This window comes from Enterococcus avium (genome assembly GCF_002891025.1).
Taxonomy (GTDB): Bacteria; Bacillota; Bacilli; order Lactobacillales; family Enterococcaceae; genus Enterococcus_A; species Enterococcus_A avium.
Genome location: NZ_NBSL01000003.1, coordinates 1,140,159 through 1,158,861, shown reverse-complemented (window position 1 = coordinate 1,158,861; position 18,703 = coordinate 1,140,159). Strand labels below are relative to the sequence as shown.

At 38.7% G+C, this 18,703-nt stretch carries 17 protein-coding genes; 13 read left to right on the top strand and 4 right to left on the bottom strand.

Annotated features, from left to right (window positions below):
• Positions 1-106: 106 nt before the first annotated feature.
• The 8 genes from AUF14_RS21145 (at position 107) to AUF14_RS21110 (ending at position 10,626) form a co-directional block, all read left to right on the top strand.
• Positions 107-1,342 (top strand): four-carbon acid sugar kinase family protein, encoded by a 1,236-nt coding sequence (locus AUF14_RS21145; RefSeq protein ID WP_016178206.1) that lies wholly within the window; start codon positions 107-109, stop codon positions 1,340-1,342.
• Between the two features lie 23 nt (positions 1,343-1,365).
• Positions 1,366-2,523 carry an iron-containing alcohol dehydrogenase gene (locus AUF14_RS21140; protein ID WP_070503231.1) on the top strand — a complete coding sequence of 386 codons (1,158 nt, stop codon included), beginning with the start codon at positions 1,366-1,368 and terminating at the stop codon, positions 2,521-2,523.
• Positions 2,524-2,544: 21 nt separating this feature from the next.
• On the top strand, positions 2,545-3,441 hold the full coding sequence (dapA, locus tag AUF14_RS21135) for a 4-hydroxy-tetrahydrodipicolinate synthase (RefSeq protein WP_016178208.1): 897 nt from the start codon (positions 2,545-2,547) through the stop codon (positions 3,439-3,441).
• Between the two features lie 39 nt (positions 3,442-3,480).
• Positions 3,481-4,482, top strand: a complete 1,002-nt coding sequence (gene pdxA / locus AUF14_RS21130; RefSeq protein ID WP_071879953.1) for a 4-hydroxythreonine-4-phosphate dehydrogenase PdxA — start codon at positions 3,481-3,483, stop codon at positions 4,480-4,482.
• Between the two features lie 11 nt (positions 4,483-4,493).
• Positions 4,494-4,940 carry a YhcH/YjgK/YiaL family protein gene (locus AUF14_RS21125; RefSeq protein ID WP_016178210.1) on the top strand — a complete coding sequence of 149 codons (447 nt, stop codon included), beginning with the start codon at positions 4,494-4,496 and terminating at the stop codon, positions 4,938-4,940.
• A gap of 136 nt (positions 4,941-5,076) precedes the next feature.
• The gene (locus tag AUF14_RS21120; protein WP_016178211.1) at positions 5,077-6,240 is read left to right on the top strand and encodes a sialidase family protein; all 1,164 of its coding nucleotides are present in this window, start codon (positions 5,077-5,079) and stop codon (positions 6,238-6,240) included.
• A gap of 172 nt (positions 6,241-6,412) precedes the next feature.
• A complete protein-coding gene (locus AUF14_RS21115; RefSeq protein WP_016178212.1) occupies positions 6,413-7,690 on the top strand; it encodes an SLC13 family permease in 1,278 nt (425 codons plus the stop codon).
• Between the two features lie 203 nt (positions 7,691-7,893).
• Positions 7,894-10,626, top strand: a complete 2,733-nt coding sequence (locus AUF14_RS21110) for a cation-translocating P-type ATPase (RefSeq protein WP_070503234.1) — start codon at positions 7,894-7,896, stop codon at positions 10,624-10,626.
• 55 nt (positions 10,627-10,681) lie between these two features.
• Here AUF14_RS21110 and AUF14_RS22655 read toward each other — a convergent pair whose 3' ends face one another.
• Complete coding sequence (locus AUF14_RS22655; RefSeq protein WP_016178214.1) at positions 10,682-10,819, bottom strand: hypothetical protein; 138 nt, start codon at positions 10,817-10,819, stop codon at positions 10,682-10,684.
• A gap of 368 nt (positions 10,820-11,187) precedes the next feature.
• Here AUF14_RS22655 and AUF14_RS21105 point away from each other — a divergent pair, with 368 nt between their 5' ends.
• Positions 11,188-12,885 (top strand): metallophosphoesterase family protein, encoded by a 1,698-nt coding sequence (locus AUF14_RS21105; protein WP_016178215.1) that lies wholly within the window; start codon positions 11,188-11,190, stop codon positions 12,883-12,885.
• Between the two features lie 420 nt (positions 12,886-13,305).
• On the opposite strand, the gene AUF14_RS21100 is transcribed toward AUF14_RS21105, so the two are convergent.
• Complete coding sequence (locus AUF14_RS21100; RefSeq protein ID WP_070503238.1) at positions 13,306-13,773, bottom strand: Rrf2 family transcriptional regulator; 468 nt, start codon at positions 13,771-13,773, stop codon at positions 13,306-13,308.
• Positions 13,774-13,879: 106 nt separating this feature from the next.
• On the opposite strand from AUF14_RS21100, the gene AUF14_RS21095 reads away from it, so the two are divergent.
• A complete protein-coding gene (locus tag AUF14_RS21095; protein ID WP_016178217.1) occupies positions 13,880-14,725 on the top strand; it encodes an SDR family oxidoreductase in 846 nt (281 codons plus the stop codon).
• Between the two features lie 113 nt (positions 14,726-14,838).
• Here the strand turns inward: AUF14_RS21095 and AUF14_RS21090 are convergent, their stop codons facing one another.
• A complete protein-coding gene (locus AUF14_RS21090) occupies positions 14,839-15,435 on the bottom strand; it encodes a uracil-DNA glycosylase family protein (RefSeq protein ID WP_016178218.1) in 597 nt (198 codons plus the stop codon).
• Between the two features lie 193 nt (positions 15,436-15,628).
• On the opposite strand from AUF14_RS21090, the gene AUF14_RS21085 reads away from it, so the two are divergent.
• Genes AUF14_RS21085 through AUF14_RS21075 form a run of 3 tightly spaced genes read left to right on the top strand, consistent with a single transcriptional unit; the run spans position 15,629 to position 17,971 of the window.
• A complete protein-coding gene (locus AUF14_RS21085) occupies positions 15,629-16,690 on the top strand; it encodes an ABC transporter permease (RefSeq protein WP_016178219.1) in 1,062 nt (353 codons plus the stop codon).
• An 11-nt stretch (positions 16,691-16,701) separates the two neighbouring features.
• Positions 16,702-17,388, top strand: a complete 687-nt coding sequence (locus tag AUF14_RS21080) for an ABC transporter ATP-binding protein (protein ID WP_016178220.1) — start codon at positions 16,702-16,704, stop codon at positions 17,386-17,388.
• A gap of 46 nt (positions 17,389-17,434) precedes the next feature.
• A complete protein-coding gene (locus tag AUF14_RS21075) occupies positions 17,435-17,971 on the top strand; it encodes a TetR/AcrR family transcriptional regulator (RefSeq protein ID WP_016178221.1) in 537 nt (178 codons plus the stop codon).
• A gap of 41 nt (positions 17,972-18,012) precedes the next feature.
• On the opposite strand, the gene AUF14_RS21070 is transcribed toward AUF14_RS21075, so the two are convergent.
• Positions 18,013-18,588, bottom strand: coding sequence for a hypothetical protein (locus tag AUF14_RS21070; protein WP_227132234.1), 576 nt, complete (start codon positions 18,586-18,588; stop codon positions 18,013-18,015).
• Positions 18,589-18,703: the final 115 nt, after the last annotated feature.

Sequence of the window (18,703 nt, the reverse complement as noted above, 5' to 3'; positions counted from 1 at the left end):
AAAACAAAGAAAATGTTTCAATAATAAACGATTTTTTCTTTTTTTAAATATCCAAGGGCAAGGATGCAAGCTAAAATGAAACCATGAAATCTAAGGTGGTGAACGGATGATAAAGCTATTAGTTATCGCAGATGATTTTACCGGAGCGTTAGATACAGGTGTTCAATTTTCTAAACGAGGAATTCCAACGATGGTTTCGACTGATACAACATTTAACTTCAATGAAATGAATGAAGAAGTCGATGTATTAGTAATTGATACAGAAAGTCGTTACTTAAGATTTGAAGAGGCATACAGCTTAATTCATCGGATAATTGTAAGCGCTAAAAGTGCGGATGTGCCTTTCATTTACAAAAAAGTTGATTCTGCTTTGCGAGGGAATATCAGTGCTGAGATTAAAGCTGTGTTAGATGCTAGTCGAGCAACTGCGGTACCGTTTTTACCAGCTTATCCTGAAATGAATCGTGTATTAATAGATGGGAATTTATACATTGATCAAATATTAGTTTCTGAGAGTGTCTTTGGAAAAGATCCCTATGAGCCAGTGAATGAAAGTAACGTATTGCGACGATTAAAAAAAGAAGCGAATATTGATGGCCTCTTAATAAAAGAAACATTTCCGCAAAGCTTCAACGGTGTTTTACTATTTGATGCTAAAACGAATGAGGATATGGAGCAGCATGTCGAAAGGCTGCAACAGAAGAATTTGCTGTCAATGACGGTAGGATGTGCTGGGTTTGCGAAGATATTAGCAACAAAACTATTTCCCGAATATGAACCTAAAAATTATTCCTTAAAAAAACCTCTTGTGGTGATATGCGGAAGTGTCAACCCAATCACAAAAAAACAGGTCGATTATGTAGAGCAGAGGAACTATCCTAGAATTTCCTTGACCCATCACCAATTGTTACGCTCAAATTATTGGTTCGATTCAGAAGGAAAAAAGAAGGTGGATCATTATTTATCGTTAATGGAGAAGCATCCGCTGATTCTCTTTGAAACATTAAGTAAAGAAACTAGCATAGGAATTGAAAGCTACAAACAAGAACAAGGCTTAGATATTTCAGATTTTCGTTTTAAAATTGGTCGGTCATTAGGAGAACTAACGCAAGCTATTTGGTCGAAGGACTCTGAAAACACCTTCCTATTCACAGGCGGTGATACCTTGTTTCAGTCAATGAGTGTGTTAGGGATCAATCAGATAAAACCGCTGGTAGAAATTAGTGCCGGTGTGGTTCTTTCCTCAATTATATGGAAGAATCGAGAAATTCAGGTGATTACTAAGTCTGGTGGCTTTGGAAATGTTGAACTTTTTGAAGAAATCAGCCAATTAACAGAATAGATAAGAAAATGGAGGAAATAAAAATGCTTGCAGATTACAGCTTAAAAATGCCAAAGAATATTATTGCCGGCGAACATGCAATTGAGCAACTTTCAGATATCCTTGCAAAAGGTGTTCAAAAGATCGTGATTTTTACCGATAAAGGAATTTTAGGCGCAGGGCTATTGGATTTACCTAAATCAATGATTGAAAAGGCTGGTGTAGAATACACGATCATATCGGAGATTCCGGCAGAACCGAATTATCATGAAGCCCAAGCGATGGTGGAGGAATTTAAGAAGGAAAAAGCAGATTTTATTATTGCAATCGGCGGCGGAAGTGTGATGGATGTTGCCAAACTAGCGTCAATCTTAGCGACAGATAGTTACACGGTTAAGGATTTATTGGACAATCCATTATTGGCTAAGAAGCAAATTACTAGCTTAATGATTCCAACTACCGCTGGAACAGGTTCAGAAGCGACTCCTAACAGCATCGTTGGAGTTCCGGAAAAGGAATTAAAAATTGGAATCGTCAATCCTGAAATGATCGCCGACTACGTGATTTTAGACAGTCGAATGATCAAAAATTTACCAAAACCGATCGCAGCAGCGACTGGAGTGGACGCGTTATGTCACGCAATTGAATGCTTCACTTCTACAAAGGCAAATCCAATCAGTAATACCTTCGCGTTAGAAGCATTGGACTTGATTATGAACAACATTATTGAAGCTTGCACCAATCCAGAGGCATTAGACGCAAAAAGTAACATGCTTTTAGGCTCCTTCTATGCTGGAGTAGCGATCACCTCATCAGGAACAACTGCCGTTCATGCACTTTCATATCCATTAGGTGGGAAATACCACATTGCTCACGGTGTTTCTAATGCGATGCTATTGACACCGGTGATGAAATTTAATGAACCAGCGATCAAAGAATTACTGGCGGTGGCATACGACCGAGTAGTAAAAAATGGCGATAAAAATTTAACAGTGGATCAGAAATCTAGTTACATGATCAATCAGCTAGAAGAAATCGTCAAAGTATTGGAAATTCCTACTAGCTTGAAAACTTTTGATGTACCAGCCGAAGACTTGGACGGTTTAGTAGCTGCAGGGATGGAAGTAACACGCTTGTTAGTCAACAATAAGCGCGAAGTGACACCTGAAGATGCAAGAAGCATCTATTTAGAAATTTTATAAAAAGGAATGGGGCAGAATAATATGGTAGAAATCAAAGGAATCATTTCTCCAATTTTAACACCAATGAAAAACGATGAGAGTGTTAATTATGAAGAGCTTCGTGTGCAAATCAATCGACTAATTGATGGTGGTATCCATGGAATCTTTGTTTTTGGGACCAACGGCGAAGGCTATATTCTTTCAGAAGAAGAAAAAATTGAAATCATGAAGGTGGCAGTTGAAGAGGTAAACGGTCGCGTACCTGTTTATGCTTCAACAGGACTTGTAGGAACAAAAGATACGATTCGTTTGTCACAAAAGGCGAAGGAGGTTGGTGTGGATGTACTTTCAATCATTACCCCTTCGTTTGCGGCAGCATCACAAGAGGAGTTGTATACCCACTTTAAAACAGTGGCTGAAAACGTGGATATGCCAATCGTTCTATACAATATCCCAGCGCGAACCGGCAATGCCATTGCTCCAGCTACCGTTGGTAAATTAAGTACGATTGACAATATTATTGGTGTGAAAGACAGCAGCGGAAATTTTGATAATATTTTGCAATACATTGAACAGACTCGTGAGCAGAAGGATTTCGCTGTTCTTTCCGGTAATGATTCATTGATTTTGTGGACGCTTCTAGCAGGTGGACAAGGCGGAATTGCGGGATGTTCGAACATCTATCCATTTGTTATGGCTCAGATTTATGAACAATTTTTAGAAGGAAATATTGAAAAAGCAAGAGCTTATCAAGATTCGATTCGTTCATTTAGAGATTGCTTCAAATTTGGTAATCCGAATACAATTGTCAAGCATACAGTAGGACTGTTAGGCTACCCAGTCGGGAAATGTCGTGCACCGTTCAATCAAGTTTCCCCACAGGCAACAGAAGCGTTGAAAAAAGTAATTGCAGAAAATCAAGAAAAAGGCATGAAATAGGATGGAGGAAGCGAAGTGAAAAAAATCGTTGGAATCACCATGGGCGATCCAGCTGGAATTGGTCCTGAGATCGCGATTAAAACCTTGAACAAACAAGCGTTATATGATCGGTGTCGTCCGCTATTAATCGGTGATGAAAGTGTTTTGAAATACTACTTAGAAAAGCATCCGGAATTAGCTCTAGCTATCAATGTAGTGAAAAAGCCAAATGAAGGAAAATTCACGTTTGGAACAATTGATTTGATTGATTTAGCTGTTGTAAACATGAAAGATTTGCCAATTGGGGAGGTCTCTAAAGTTGGCGGAAATGCCGCCTTTCAATATGTAAAAAAAGTGATCGAACTAGCGATGGCTAAAGAAGTTGACGCCACTGTTACAAATCCACTGAATAAAGAAGCAATGAATGCGGCTGGTCATCATTATGCTGGACATACTGAAATTTATGCAGATTTAACTGGAACTGAAAAATATACGATGATGCTGGCAGACGGGAATTTGCGGGTTGTGCATGTTTCGACTCATGTTTCCTTAAGAGAAGCCTGCGATCGTGCCACAAAAGAACGGGTTTTAGATGTGATTCGAATTGCGAATCAAGCCTGCAAAAATTTAGGAATCGCTGAACCGCGAATCGCAGTGGCGGGCTTGAATCCTCACTGTGGTGAAAATGGTTTGTTCGGTCAAGAAGAAATCAATGAGATCAATCCAGCCGTAGAAACTGCTAAGGCAGAAGGCATCAAAGCGTATGGTTCTTTACCAGCGGATACCGTGTTTTCCAAGGCGAACGGCGGGATGTATGACATCGTTGTTGCAATGTATCACGATCAAGGGCACATTCCGTTGAAAACATTAGGCTTTGTCTATGATCAGAAAGCAGGTGCTTGGGAAGCGGTCAAAGGAGTAAACATTACTCTTGGTCTGCCGATTATTCGAACTTCTGTGGATCATGGTACCGCATTTGACCAAGCCGGGAAATGGACGGCAAGTGAATTCAGTCTTGAAAATGCTATCGACTATGCGATTCGTTTAGCCGAGAATTCTTAGGAGGTTGAGAAATGATTATTGATGCAGTAGCAAATTTGAAACATTATACGAAATTATTTCCCAATATTCCTGATGCGCTTGAAGCAATGAATAGGATTGAGCAACAGGAATTTGGCAAAAAGTATTTCTTCGAGGGTGGTTTCTTCTTCTTTCAAGAAGGAGCGACCAAACCCATTGAAGAGACACAATTCGAAGCGCATCGAAACTTCGTAGATCTTCAGATTGTCTTGGAAGGGGAAGAATATATCGCTTGGAACAAAATTGACGATTTAACCGAAGCGATCCCCTACAACGCAGAAAAAGATGTTCAAAAGTTTACGGGTAAAGATACACATAAGATGAAAATATCTGAGGGCATGGCATACCTTTGCTTTCCTTGGGATGGTCATAAAGCGGTTTTTCACGTCGATCAGCCGCTGCGCTTTAAGAAAGCAGTCATTAAGTTAGCACTTAATTAAAAAGGAAGCACTCTGGAAAAATAAGTGAGCGACTGCCGGTGAAACCTAGTTGGATGGGATGCGACATGAATCGTTTACTTAGTTTTTCTAGAAGAAAAAATAAACACATTAATAGGAAGAATAAGGAGGAAAAAGTATGACAGAGTTACCGAAAGTACGACAATCTGAACCAAATGGCGTGGTTTATCGGGATGATTTTATGAATATAGATTTTGGATTGATTCCCACTGGCGGAAAAGCAACTGCTCATGCACCCGCATTAATTGAAACGAAGGATGGTGGGATGTTGTGTGCGTGGTTTGCTGGAAGTTTTGAAGGAAGCGGAGATATTTCCATCGCTGTTTCCAAGTTAGACCCTAAAACACAGGTTTGGTCAGAGGCAAAGATTGTTTCTAAGGGTGAAGATCGCAGTGAACAGAATCCAGCCTTTTTCAGAGCACCGGATGGCGAGATTTGGTTAATTTATACGTCTCAATTGAGCCGTCAAGAAGGCAAAGATAACATGCAGTTTACTTCTATTATTATGGTTCAAAAATCTGAGGATGAGGGAGAGACTTGGAAAGAACCAGAGGTATTGTTCGATAATGAAGGGACCTTCTCTAGACAAGCAATTCAAGTTTTAAGTAACGGCCGTTGGATTTTTAGTACATGGCTATGTGAAGATTCACCAGATGGATTGACCAATGATCCAACGGAATTTCAAGTTTCAGACGACCAAGGAAAAACGTGGAAAGCGGTTCGGATGCCTGATAGTAATGGGCGAGTACATGCAAATCTAATTGAAGTAGAAGAAGGACATTTAGTTGCCTTTATGCGTAGTCGATTTGCGGATCATGTTTATAAGAGTGAATCGCATGATTTCGGTGATACTTGGTCAGTTCCAGAAGCGACCATGCTACCGAATAATAATGCGAGTGTCAGTGCAATTAAGCTGCAATCGGGTGAAATCGCTTTAGCTTATAATGTGAACGCTGCCAATCGTGCGGAATTCGGAAAAGTGGCATGGCCTGGCTTACGAAATCCAGTTGCTGTTTCAGTTACAGAAGATCATGGTAAAACTTGGCCAATCGGCAGAGTCTTTGAACCCGCTGAAGGCTATATTGGAATCGAAAATAAAACGAATAACTCGCAGCACGAATATCCGACACTTTATCAAGACAGCAATGGGGTGTTGCATTTGGTTTATGCCTACAAGAATCGTTTGTGCGTGAAGTACGTTCGTTTTACAGTGGAAGATTTATTTGGCGAAAAAAGAGAAGCAGAGGGTGTCTATAATCCAACTTCGGGTGAAGGCGTCTAACCGAAAAAAATAACTATTTGAAGTTTCCAGCATCAGTGTGTTGCGCTGCAGAGCGACCACTGCTCAGGACTTAGAATTACATTTACTGCTGATACATAGGGCGTTGATCTTCCTTATGTATCAACAGAAAGTAAAAAATTATTTCATTTTAACAAAAAAGGAGAATACAAAAATGACAATAGAAATGATTCTCGCCCTGGGTATTTTGGTTTTCATGATCGTTTTGATCATGTCTGACAAATTGGCCTTTGGCGCTCCACCTTTGTTGGCCTGCTTGTTATTGGTTGTTACTGGTTTATCAACAGTTCAAGAGGCTTTTGCAGGATTTGTAAATTCAAGTGTAATTATGGTAGCAGGATTTATGGTTGTAATGGCAGGTTTAATGAAGACCAGTTTGATTGGCAGAGTCCAATCCACGATGATTTCTTTGGTTAATCGTGGCGGCTATAAAAGTTATGTGTTACTGCTGATCGTGGTGATGCTTGGTGCAAGTCTGACAGGTTCTGGATCTACTGGGTATTATGTTCTTATTTTATCGTTAGTATCGATGATTCCTTATAATAAAAAAATGCCTACATCAAAATTAATGATGCCTTTAGGTTTTGCGACGAACCATCCGTTACTGCCCTTTAACTGCGCGTTATTTTATGGCGTAACTGTCAGTGTGTTAGAAACGGCGGGGTATAAAGAGACGATCTCAATGCCGAAATTTGCAATCGTTAACTTCATTTTAGCAATGGGTTTCCTAGTTTGGAGTTTGATTGCTTATCGTTTATTACCAGATCATCCAATTACAGAACCAGGAGAAGAGGATAAAAAAGAAGAAGCTGAAGCAGTAGTATTGCCGGCGTGGAAAGAAAATCTTACGATTGCTTTATTCATGTTAAGTGTTGCTGGCATGATGATGATGAATACATTAGGTGATGCTTCTTATGTGATTCCGGGATTAGCAGGTGCTATCCTCTTAGTAATCAATGTGTTAGATTTCAAAGAAGTGCGTGACAGTATGGGAGCACCAGTAATCTTGATGATGGCTGGTGTTATCGGAGTGGCAGATGCCTTAGCAAATACTGGATTTACAGCGATGATCGGTGATTTAGTGGCAGATACGATCGGAACGAATTTCCATCCATTCTTCTTAGTGTTGATCTTCGCTTTATTAACTAGTACTTGTGCAACATTTACGGGTTCAAACATGGGATCTGTTTATATTTTCGCTCCAATCGCGATAGCGACAACGATTAGTTTAGGTTTAAGCCCTGTTGCAGCGGCAACAGCAGTTGTGATCTCTGGTTGGAATGGAGGGTATATGCCTGTAGATGGAATGCCAGCCATGATCATGGGGATGGGAAAATACAAGCTGCCGGAGTTCTGGAAATATTCAGTGCCTATGTATCTGATTCGAATCGTTGCACTGACAATCGGATCAGTCGTAGTCTTTCCATTTTAAATGAAGTAATTGTTTTGTTTGGATTGACCGTTCTACATTAGAATTTTAATTTCCACATAAGGGAGTAACCAGCAGTGTAACAGCTGTGACAGTATCACCAATAACGAAAAAATTTTTCTGGTGCTGTCTTGAATGGTGAGACTTGTGTATGCCTTTTTAGACATACACAAGTCTCTTTTTTTAAGAAAAATTAGGAGGAAGTTATGACAGAAACGAATAAGAAACAAAGTACAACAGCATTTTATGCGGAAGCTACAGAACTTGTTTTGACTGAAATGCAGACATCAAGCGATGGATTAAGTAATAACGAGGCAAAAAAACGTTTAGCAGCATATGGAAAAAATGAACTGGCTGAAGGTAAGAAAAAGAGTCTATTGATGAAATTTGCGGAACAGTTCAAGGATTTTATGATTCTGGTTTTACTTGCTGCTGCAATCATCTCAGCAATTGTATCTCATGAAGTTGTTGATTCAATCATCATTTTACTCGTTGTGATCATTAATGCGATCATGGGTGTTTTTCAAGAAGCCAAAGCGGAGCAGGCGATTGAAGCGTTGAAGCAAATGTCGACACCAAATGCTACTGTCTTGAGGGACGGGCATACCTTATCAATCAAAAGTGATGAGCTAGTTCCTGGGGATATTGTATTACTAGAAGCGGGAGATGTTGTTCCAGCAGATATTCGATTATTAGAAGCGGCTTCATTAAAAATTGAAGAAGCGGCCTTGACGGGTGAATCGGTACCAGTGGAAAAAGAAACGGGCGTATTACCAGCTGGTGATATTGGTATTGGGGATCGTGTAAACATGGCTTTTTCAAATAGCAATGTAACCTATGGCCGGGGTAAAGGTGTTGTAGTGAACACTGGAATGAGTACCGAAGTCGGAAAAATCGCTGATATGTTGGCTCAAGCGGACGAAACAGAAACGCCGCTGAAGAATAATTTGAATGATCTGGGTAAATTCTTGACTATAGCGATAATTGCCATCGCAGTGATTATGTTTATCGTTGGAACATTGATCAATGGGACTTCTTTCGTAGACATGCTGTTGACTTCGATTTCCTTAGCCGTTGCAGCAATTCCTGAAGGATTACCAGCAATTGTGACAATCATTTTAGCTTTAGGAACCCAAGTAATGGCAAGACGTAATTCTGTTATTCGCAAATTACCAGCTGTGGAAACGTTAGGAAGCACGGACATCATTGCTTCGGATAAAACAGGAACTTTGACACTGAATCAAATGACTGTAGAAAAATTGTATGATGAGTTTCAGCAAAAATCGGCTAAATCTACTATTGGAACAGACGACTTAGCGATAAAAATCATGAATTACGCTAATGATACAAAATTTGCTCAAGATGGAACATTGATTGGTGATCCCACGGAAACGGCTTTAGTTCAATTTGGGATTGATCAGAATTTTGATATTCACCAAAGTCTGAAAAAAGAGCCTCGTGTCGGAGAGCTCCCTTTTGATTCAGATCGGAAACTCATGAGCACGGTTCATCAACTTGCTGACGGAAGATATCTAGTTGCGGTAAAGGGAGCTCCAGATGTCTTAATTCAACGAACAAAACGTGTATTTGTAGCTGGCCAAGAACATTCCATGACGGAAAAACAAAAGAATGAAATTCTGTTTAACAATGCTGATATGGCGAAGCAAGCACTACGGGTGTTGGCGATGGGCTTCAAGTATTTAGACGAACTCCCACAAGAATTGACGTCAGAAATACTTGAAAATGATTTATGCTTTGCTGGATTAGTCGGGATGATTGATCCCGAAAGAGAAGAAGCTGCCGAAGCGGTGAGAATGGCAAAAGAAGCTGGGATTCGACCTATTATGATCACAGGAGATCACAAAGATACTGCTGAAGCCATCGCGGTTCGTCTAGGAATTATTCATGATGGAAATTCCAACGCTGTCTTAACCGGTGCAGAGCTGAACGAGCTGAGTGATGAAGAGTTTGCTAAAAAAGTGTACAACTATTCTGTGTATGCGCGCGTATCGCCAGAGCATAAGGTCCGGATCGTAAAGGCCTGGCAGCAAGAAGGAAAAGTAGTAGCGATGACCGGCGATGGTGTCAATGATGCTCCCTCATTAAAACAAGCCGATATCGGAATTGGTATGGGGATTACTGGTACAGAAGTTTCTAAAGGCGCCTCCGATATGGTACTGGCTGATGATAATTTTGCTACGATCGTCGTTGCAGTCGAAGAAGGTCGGAAAGTATTTTCGAATATTCAAAAGACTGTTCAATACTTGTTAGCAGCGAATTTAGGTGAAGTATTGACTTTATTTATTGCGACCTTGTTTGCTTGGGATACTTTGTTGCCGATTCACTTATTATGGATCAATTTAGTAACTGATACATTTCCAGCAATCGCATTAGGAATGGAACCAGCTGAAAAAGATTTAATGAGTCATAAACCAAGAGGGCGCAGTTCAAATCTATTCTCTGGTGGAGTGTTCAGCAGTATTATTTATCAAGGAATTTTAGAAGGCGGGATTACGTTGTTTGTTTATTGGTTTGCGATTCAAAATCCAGCGCATACAGCGTTAAATATGCCGGAATTATCCACTCAGGCACTTTATAATTTGCAACATGCAGATGCCTTGACGATGTGCTTTGCGACACTTGGATTTATGCAGCTATTCCACGCCTTTAACGTGAAGTCTGTGAAGCAATCAATTTTCAAAGTAGGGCTGTTCCGTAACAAAACCTTCAACTGGGCGATTTTGCTTTCCTTTGCTCTGATGGGTGTAATTATTTTGGTACCGGGACTAAACGATATTTTTCGTGTAGCTTCTTTAAATGGTATCCAATGGAGTGTAGTTGCTGGAGCGTCCTTCTCAATTATTCCGATTGTTGAATTTGTAAAGTTTTTTCAGCGAAAAGTTTCTGCTGAAAAAGTTGAAGAAGCAGTAATCGAGTAAAAAAACAGGCAGTGTGTCAGAATTTAGATACGCTGCCTGCTTTTTATGCACTAAGCTATTTTTTGGGACAGACATATTTCATTGTCATAGTCCCGACAATTATCGTATTTACATAGATTTGTTCGATGATTCCTGTTACTTTTTCTCCATGGCAGTCTACGGTAGTAATTTCATTACCAATAACATATTCCATTAATCATCCATCCCTTTCACCTGACATCCTACCACTGATTAAGGAATCATTCTCTTCAATTATTTATTATGAAACGAAATTATTAATAGTGCGTATCATTTGTTATTTTACTTTTTTAGATGATTCATCCGAAACTAAAATCTAGTAAAGAAAAATACAATTACACACCTCCTTAGTCATTGACTGATTGGTATACTCAGAGTGTAACTAAATGAAAGAGTGATTTAAGAATGAGGCGCATCTGAGGATTGTTACTCATTTAGAAAGCAATGAAGCTAAAGACTTTTGAGAAATCCTTCACCCGATTTGACGATACACGCTATAATGGGTTTAATAAAAGAATGATTAACAGGATGAGAGGTGATTCCATGAAATCAGAAAAAGAGACGACAAATTCGTTGATTGAAAATCGAGCAGCTTCCCTGCAAACTACCTCAAAGGTTGTGCTGCCACCATCTCTAGCTGAACGAATAGAACGTTATCCAGAAAATAAACGGCGGCCCGTTAATAAAACGGTTTTTAAAAATGATTATTTTCAATTGACCTACAATACAAGAAATCAATCTATGGCAATTTCCTCAAAAGGCGATTTAGTCTATTCAGCGATTCCTTATGATACAGCTCGAAACTATATCCAACGTGCCGCGATCCAATACTTGCTTCATCCAGAAGAAATTCGACGCTATATCGAGCTTCATCAGACAACAATAGAGAAATATTTGATGTTGAGCATTTTTCAGGTGTCTGGAAATCGTGTGGATGATAAATCATTTGAAGTAAAGCAGGCTTATAAAGCGATCCTGCAAAATCCGTTATTAGAAATTCAGGTTGCTGGACGATTGATGCAACACGATGAAACCGGACCGTTATCAGCGAATCTGGCCGGAAAATTTCTTTTTAGTGAAAATATAAAAACCGGAATTGCAGGCTATATTTCTGAGTATTTGAATTTCGTTGTTCAGCTGGCTAATTCATTGCCATTGATGATCGATGGAAAAGATGTTCAGTTGTTAGATGCAGTGGAGCAAGATCAACTGCTGATCGACAAAGGACTGACGATATATTCGGATATTGAATCGGCACTTTCCTTATTGCCTCAAGAAGTGAAGCATGATGTTGAACAGGCTCTAGCTGTTACTGATTCAGCTCAAATGGTCAATACTCAACCGCTTCTACGCTCTCAATATGGGGAAGAACTCTCCCGAACGCGGGAAAACTATGTTGCTCACAGTGTCCATCCCGATGAAGCAGAGAAGTATTTCAAAAACGTCCATTCCACTGAAAATCGTAATCTGATCAATGTGGTTTCAGATATCCATGCGCAGGATGGAAAGTTGCCATTTGTTAATCGACATTTTAATGTGCTGGTCGGTGATGTGTCGGATTCTCATGTTCAAGATGAAGAAATTGAAGGGATCTATGTGATAGGAGGACATGAACTAATGGATGTTCTACCTGAAACGACCGATGTATCTGATGAGCAATGGGATAAGTGGCGACCGTTTTTCAACTATGAATGGTTTAAGGAACTAATGCAAGAAACGGATGAAGCGTGGTATTTATTACCGACTGGTGAGCATGATTTTTATGAAGTGGTCAAAACGGAAATCACTAGTCGCTTTCCAAAAATGAAGCTTTTGAATAATGAGTATCTTATTTATGAAGGTATTCGTTATGTCGGTTTGACAATTCCTGTTGCGTTAGTGAGACGAAAAGAAGCGCTGCAACGATTCATTTTAAACGCGCTGGAAAAAATCTTAGGCGAGGACGTGGATACACCCACTGTAATTGTTTCTCACGCACCATTGTTCAATGAACTGAGCCTACTGCCAGAAACAAGCGATGCATATAATAAAGATTATGTTTGTTCAGAACCACAGATAGAAAAGCTATTTGAAAGATACAATATTATCGGCGCTATTCATGGACATCATCATATCCCGGCATCTTCAAGACGCTTCAAAAATGTTGAATTTGCTGGAAAACGGATGTTTGTTGTGTGCTCGATTTATTCAAAAGTAAATACCGGGTTTGAATTAATGAGCTTATTAGAATGCGGAAAATAAGTGACAGAGGAGAAGAAAGATTTTCGCCTCTGTTGATTTTTACGATTATTCAAAGATAATATATTTGTTCGTATATAGCTTTATCCGAATATGAAAGAATGTATGGAGGAAATCTATCAGAGTCGTAATCTCAGGCAATATCACTTTTCAAGAGTAATATAGAAATTTATTAACAGAACTTGCTAACGCTGGATTTGACGTAATTGACTATTCACGAGAAACTCAAAACTTAGCAGAGGAGTATCCGCAAATTTTGATGGGATTTTATAAAAAGATAGAGATCACTGATATTTTTTCCTTATTTAATCAAGATAAGAGAGGATTTTCGTCGAAAGATCGCTGTACTTCAAATGAGTCGACGGATTTAGAAACAAGTAATGAGCTGTGACGAAATTTTTGTCACAGCTCTTTTTTTGATTTTTATAAAAAATCTTGAATCAGCTTCTTATTTTCCGGTCTTTTATCAATTTCCAGTTTGGCGATTTTGTGGATTAACATATCAAGCGTAATCTCATTCATTTCTTCTTCTACTTTTTTCTGCAGCGCATCGTATTTTTCGCTAAGCACTTCTTGAATATTTGCGCCAACGATACAATTCGGATTTGTTTTAGGATCTACTTGAATCAAGTTCGTATTTCCCTCAATACTTTTATAAATTTCTAATAGCGTGATATTTTCCGGTCGTTTTGCGAGAGTGGGGTTTGGTTTTCCGATTTGTGTGAGGATCAGCCTAGATTTTTTTAGTTGGCTCATGATTTTTCGAACATTTGCTGGATTCGTTTCCACACTTTTAGCAATCATTTCACTAGATAGCGCATCAGTTCCTTTGCAGATTTCAATATAAGCAAGGATGTGGATGGCATCACTGAATTGTATCGAGTATTTCATGACCTCAGCTCCTTTTGTAATTTTCTTTCTTGACATATCTTATCATACTACTTATGATTATAGATGTAAATTATAAATGTACAGCAAAAGAAAAGGAGCGGATCATATGAATTATTTAGTAACAGGTGCAACTGGAGGATTCGGAAATCATGCATTGGACTTCTTGAAAAAAAGTATTTCAACCTCGGAGATTTTTGCTTTGGTTCGAAGTGAAGCAAAAGCTGAAGCTTTAAAAAGGGCTGGTATACATGTTCGAATCGGTGATTATGGGGATAAGGAGGCTATGGAAAGAGTATTTGAAGGAATTGATCGTGTGCTGTTTGTGTCTGGTGCTCCAGGCAATCGACAGAAGGAGCACGCAAATGTGGTTGAAGCAGCAATAAAAGCAGGAGTATCTTACATTGCTTATACAAGTTTTGCTGAAGCGGACAAAGCAACTAGTCCTTTAGCTGAGGATCATCTTTTTACAGAACGATTGATTGAAAAAGCAGGCATCTCGCATACATTTTTGCGTAATAATTGGTATTTAGAGAATGAATTGCCGTTAGTCGAAGCGGCTATGAATAGTGGGAAATTTGTTTATGCGGCTGGAAATGGAAAAACAGGTTGGGCGATGAAAAGAGAATACGCAGAGGTGGCTGCAAAGGCTCTACTAGGAGCTGACTATCCAGCCATTTTAGAACTTTCTGGAAAACCAGTAAACTATAACACTTTGGCGAACGCGCTAAAAAAAGCGACAGGAAAAGAGTTTGAAGTAATAAGTTCAGATGATTCAGGTTTTATTAATCATTTGGTTGCCAACGGAATGCCTCAATCGGTCGCAGAACTATTTTTATCTTTCCAATATGATATTAAAAATAATCAACTAGATGTTACTTCTACGGATTTCGAAAAAGCATTAGGCAGACCACTAATGAGTTTGGAAGCAGGATTTAAAGAGCTTTTGCATTGATGGATACACAGACTTTTTTGTCTAAGCATTATAAAACAGCTAGATAAGCCTAAAATGACTATTCCTTCTTTGGAATAGTCATTTTTAGTAAATGAAAAACTTGTATGGAGATACTAATCAGAAATGATTTCATACATAATGGCAAGATCTTCCGCCGCCATTCGAACCTTTGATTTTTCAATCAAAATATTTTTACCAGTCATGATGTAAGAGGGCATGATTCGGATATTTTGATAGTAAAGTTCAGTGTTTCGCAATTTATAGGTGGAGATAGCTGGGACAATATTTCTTTTTGTAGACTTTTTGGTGATCCGATTAAAGCATTTTTTTGCGACATCGCCCATCAACATAATTACTTGAACATTTGGAAAAAGGTTCAATTCCTTTTCTAAATAAGGCAAACTTTTTTCGATGCTGTCATTAGAGATTGTCGTTTCTGATTTTGGAATTTTTATCGCGTTAGTTAGATAAATACCGTAAGACAATATGTCTTGAATGTTTGTAACCTCGATACCGGCTTTTTGAAATAATGGTATTGTAGTTTCCATGTAAGCAGCATCTTCTAAACCGTAGAAATCATTGTTTGGATCAGCAGGAACCACTTCGTTAATCATAATCGCCTTTATTAATTTTGGATCGATATCAATATCGTTTAAATAAATCTGGTCATTTTCATCTACGTATTTCTCAATTTCTTGTTTGATATTCATTTTGTGACCTCCTTTAGTTTAGTATACAAAAGAAATCTTGACAGTGAGTGTCCAGTTTAGATTGATTGCCAAAATAATTGAGCGATGCTGGATTTTGATGACAATGAACTTATCAGCTGCTAAGCAGATTATTTTCCTTCATAAAATAATCGTGTTAGGGTAATTTTATCAACTGATAAGTGGAGGTCTTTTTATGTTTTTAGCGATTAATGAAATCAAACATTCGAAATTGCGTTACACGTTAGTAATGGGAGTCATGTTTTTGATTGCCTATCTGGTATTTTTTTTAACGGGGTTGGCTTATGGGCTGGCGCAAGATAATCGAACAGCAGTAGATAAATGGAATGCAGATTCCATTCTTTTAACAGAGGAAGCGAATAATAATCTCAATATGTCAATGATACCGCTGAAAACTTTTGATGATGTAAAGGCAGATGAAAAAGCCTATCTTGCTCAAACAGCGGGAGTAATCAAAAGTGATGGGGGAGAAAAAATCGATGTCAGCTTTTTTGGTATCGATAAGGATCAATTTCTGGCTCCAAAGCTGACTAGCGGAAAGATGTTTTCTTCTGATAATGAAGCAGTAGCGGACCGTTCGCTAAAGGATGAATACAATCTGAAGCTCGGTGAAACTGTTAAAATGGCAGGAAACGATAAAACATTAAAAATCGTTGGGTTCACGGATAATGCAAAATTCAATGTAGCACCAGTATTGTATACAACGATTGGTGCGTATCAGGAAATTCGCTTTGAAACACAAGGAACTAGTGAAAACACTCGAATCAACGCGATCATTACTAGAGGAGATGTTCAATCTGTTCCAAATGATTTAGAGGAGACGGACATCAAGAGTTTTATCAATGATCTACCAGGTTACAGTGCACAGGTCTTGACCTTTGGATTTATGATCGGTTTCTTGATCGTAATTGCTGCAATCGTCATAGGAATTTTCATCTATGTGTTAACGATGCAAAAGGCAGAAATATTTGGTGTGATGAAGGCTCAGGGAATTTCAAGTCGCTATATTTCAAATTCTGTAATTGCGCAAACATTCCTATTAGCGACTGTTGGGGTAGTGATTGGATTAGCAGCTACGTTAGGAACAGCTCTGATATTACCAGATGCAGTGCCATTTCAGGTTAATATGCTGTTCTTTGGCGGAATCAGCATATTGATGATCTTAGTTGCTTTAATTGGTGCGTTCTTCTCAGTGCGAACCATTGTAAAAATTGATCCATTGAAGACAATCGGATAGGGGGAAGAAAAATGAGTGCAATTGAATTTAAACGAGTAGAAAAATCATTTAAAGATGGCGATTCAACGATTGAAGCGTTGAAGGAAACAAATTTTTCAGTGGAAAAAGGGGAGTTCGTTGCCATTATTGGTCCGTCTGGTTCGGGAAAGAGTACATTTCTGACGATTGCAGGCGGTTTACAGGCTCCTTCGGAAGGAGAAGTTCTGATCAACGATGATGATTTCAGCGAAAAGAAGGAAAAAGAACGGGCAAAATTACGCTTCAAGGAAATTGGTTTTATTCTGCAGGCATCAAACCTAGTCCCGTTTTTAACCGTCAAAAAGCAATTAAAGCTAGTCGACAAAGTTAGTAAAAGTGATAATTCGGAAATGGCGGAAAAATTATTCGAGCAATTGGATATCGCCAGTTTAGAAAATAAATATCCTGAAGAGCTTTCTGGCGGGGAACGTCAACGAGTCGCGATCGCTCGGGCGTTGTATCATGACCCAACGATTATTTTAGCCGATGAACCGACAGCCAGTCTGGACTCTGAGAAGGCTTATGAAGTTGTAAAAATTTTAGCCAAGGAAACCAAAGAAAAAAATAAGGCGACAATCATGGTCACTCATGATACTCGGCTGGTGAAATTCTGTGACCGAATTTTAGAGATGAAGGATGGAGAATTAACAGAAAAAGACATTTCAGAAGCGAACGAATAACCTTATCGCGTATAATGATGGTATCAAATAAAAAAGAGGCGATTGGATGTATGAAGAGATTTTAGATGTTGCTGAAGAATTATTTATGAAGCAAGGCTATAATGACACATCTACTAGGCAAATCGCGAAAATACTTGAGATTACGCAACCAAATATTTATTACCATTTCAAAAATAAAGAAGAAATCTATTTTCAAGTAATGCAGCGATTGGCAAATGAAGTTGGGAAAAACCTATCAGAGCTTTCAGCTCAAGATATTAGTTTTGAAGAAAAAATCTTGGCAATGGCTTTCTATTTACAACAAAGGCATCCTTTCAGCCTTTTTATGATGATGCATGATATTCAGCATACGCTGAGTCCTGAAACAGCTCAAAAGTTATTTGTACTTTGGCAGAGCTCTTATAAACATCCTTTTCTTAAGGTATTTAACAATGAATCTCAAATAAGGGAGACGGTTGATCCGAATTTTGCTGTGAGTCAATTGTTTATCTTGATATCCGCTTACTTGGATTCACCTGTGAATGTGCGGCAAGAAAATCTGGAGAAAGCAATTCAACTTTTTTTCCATGGTGTATTAAAATAACGAAAAAAATCCCACTGTCATCTTCGACAGTGGGATTTTGCTTAAGCTAAGACAGCTGCGATCATGTCTGGCAATTCTTTTTTCATGACACGTTTGGTATTTAGTGCATCTGTATAAGTAACAGTTTGATCTGCTGCGATAGTTGCCAATAATTGACGGTCTTTCTTCGGTGGGTTATAAAATACCTCGATCGCTTTATCAGCATCAGACCATTCAGCAGAGTAATTTGCTTTTGATTTTAAAGATTGATTCAATGCTTCTGCTTGGTCTGCGGTTACATCAGCACTAACAGGTTCCTTGACTACATCAGCCAAGATATCTTGAGCAAGCTCCGCTGCTTTGTCAGTATCCTCACTTTCAACAACAGGTTCTGATGTTTTAAAACTTTCTGACCATAAATTATAGATGCTGTTGGTCAATTGATTTAAGGTATTTGTTTGTGGTTTTTGAATATGAGCATTGACTAATTCTCTAAAGGAATGGTCATGCTCAGCACTTTGAATATGGCGAGTTTTTCCATCAGGAGTTGTCTCATCAAGGTGGATTTGATGTGTGTTCACTTTATCAAAATAGATTTTTACATCACTGTGGATGTGCTCACTCAGTGTTTTTTCCACTTGAGCAAAAGTTTTGTTGATTTGTTTGTTACGAATTTTGAGTGATTTTTTGATACTTTTTAAATTCACGAGTATAATTCAGTCGCTTTCTTTTAAGAGTTGTACTAATCCGTTA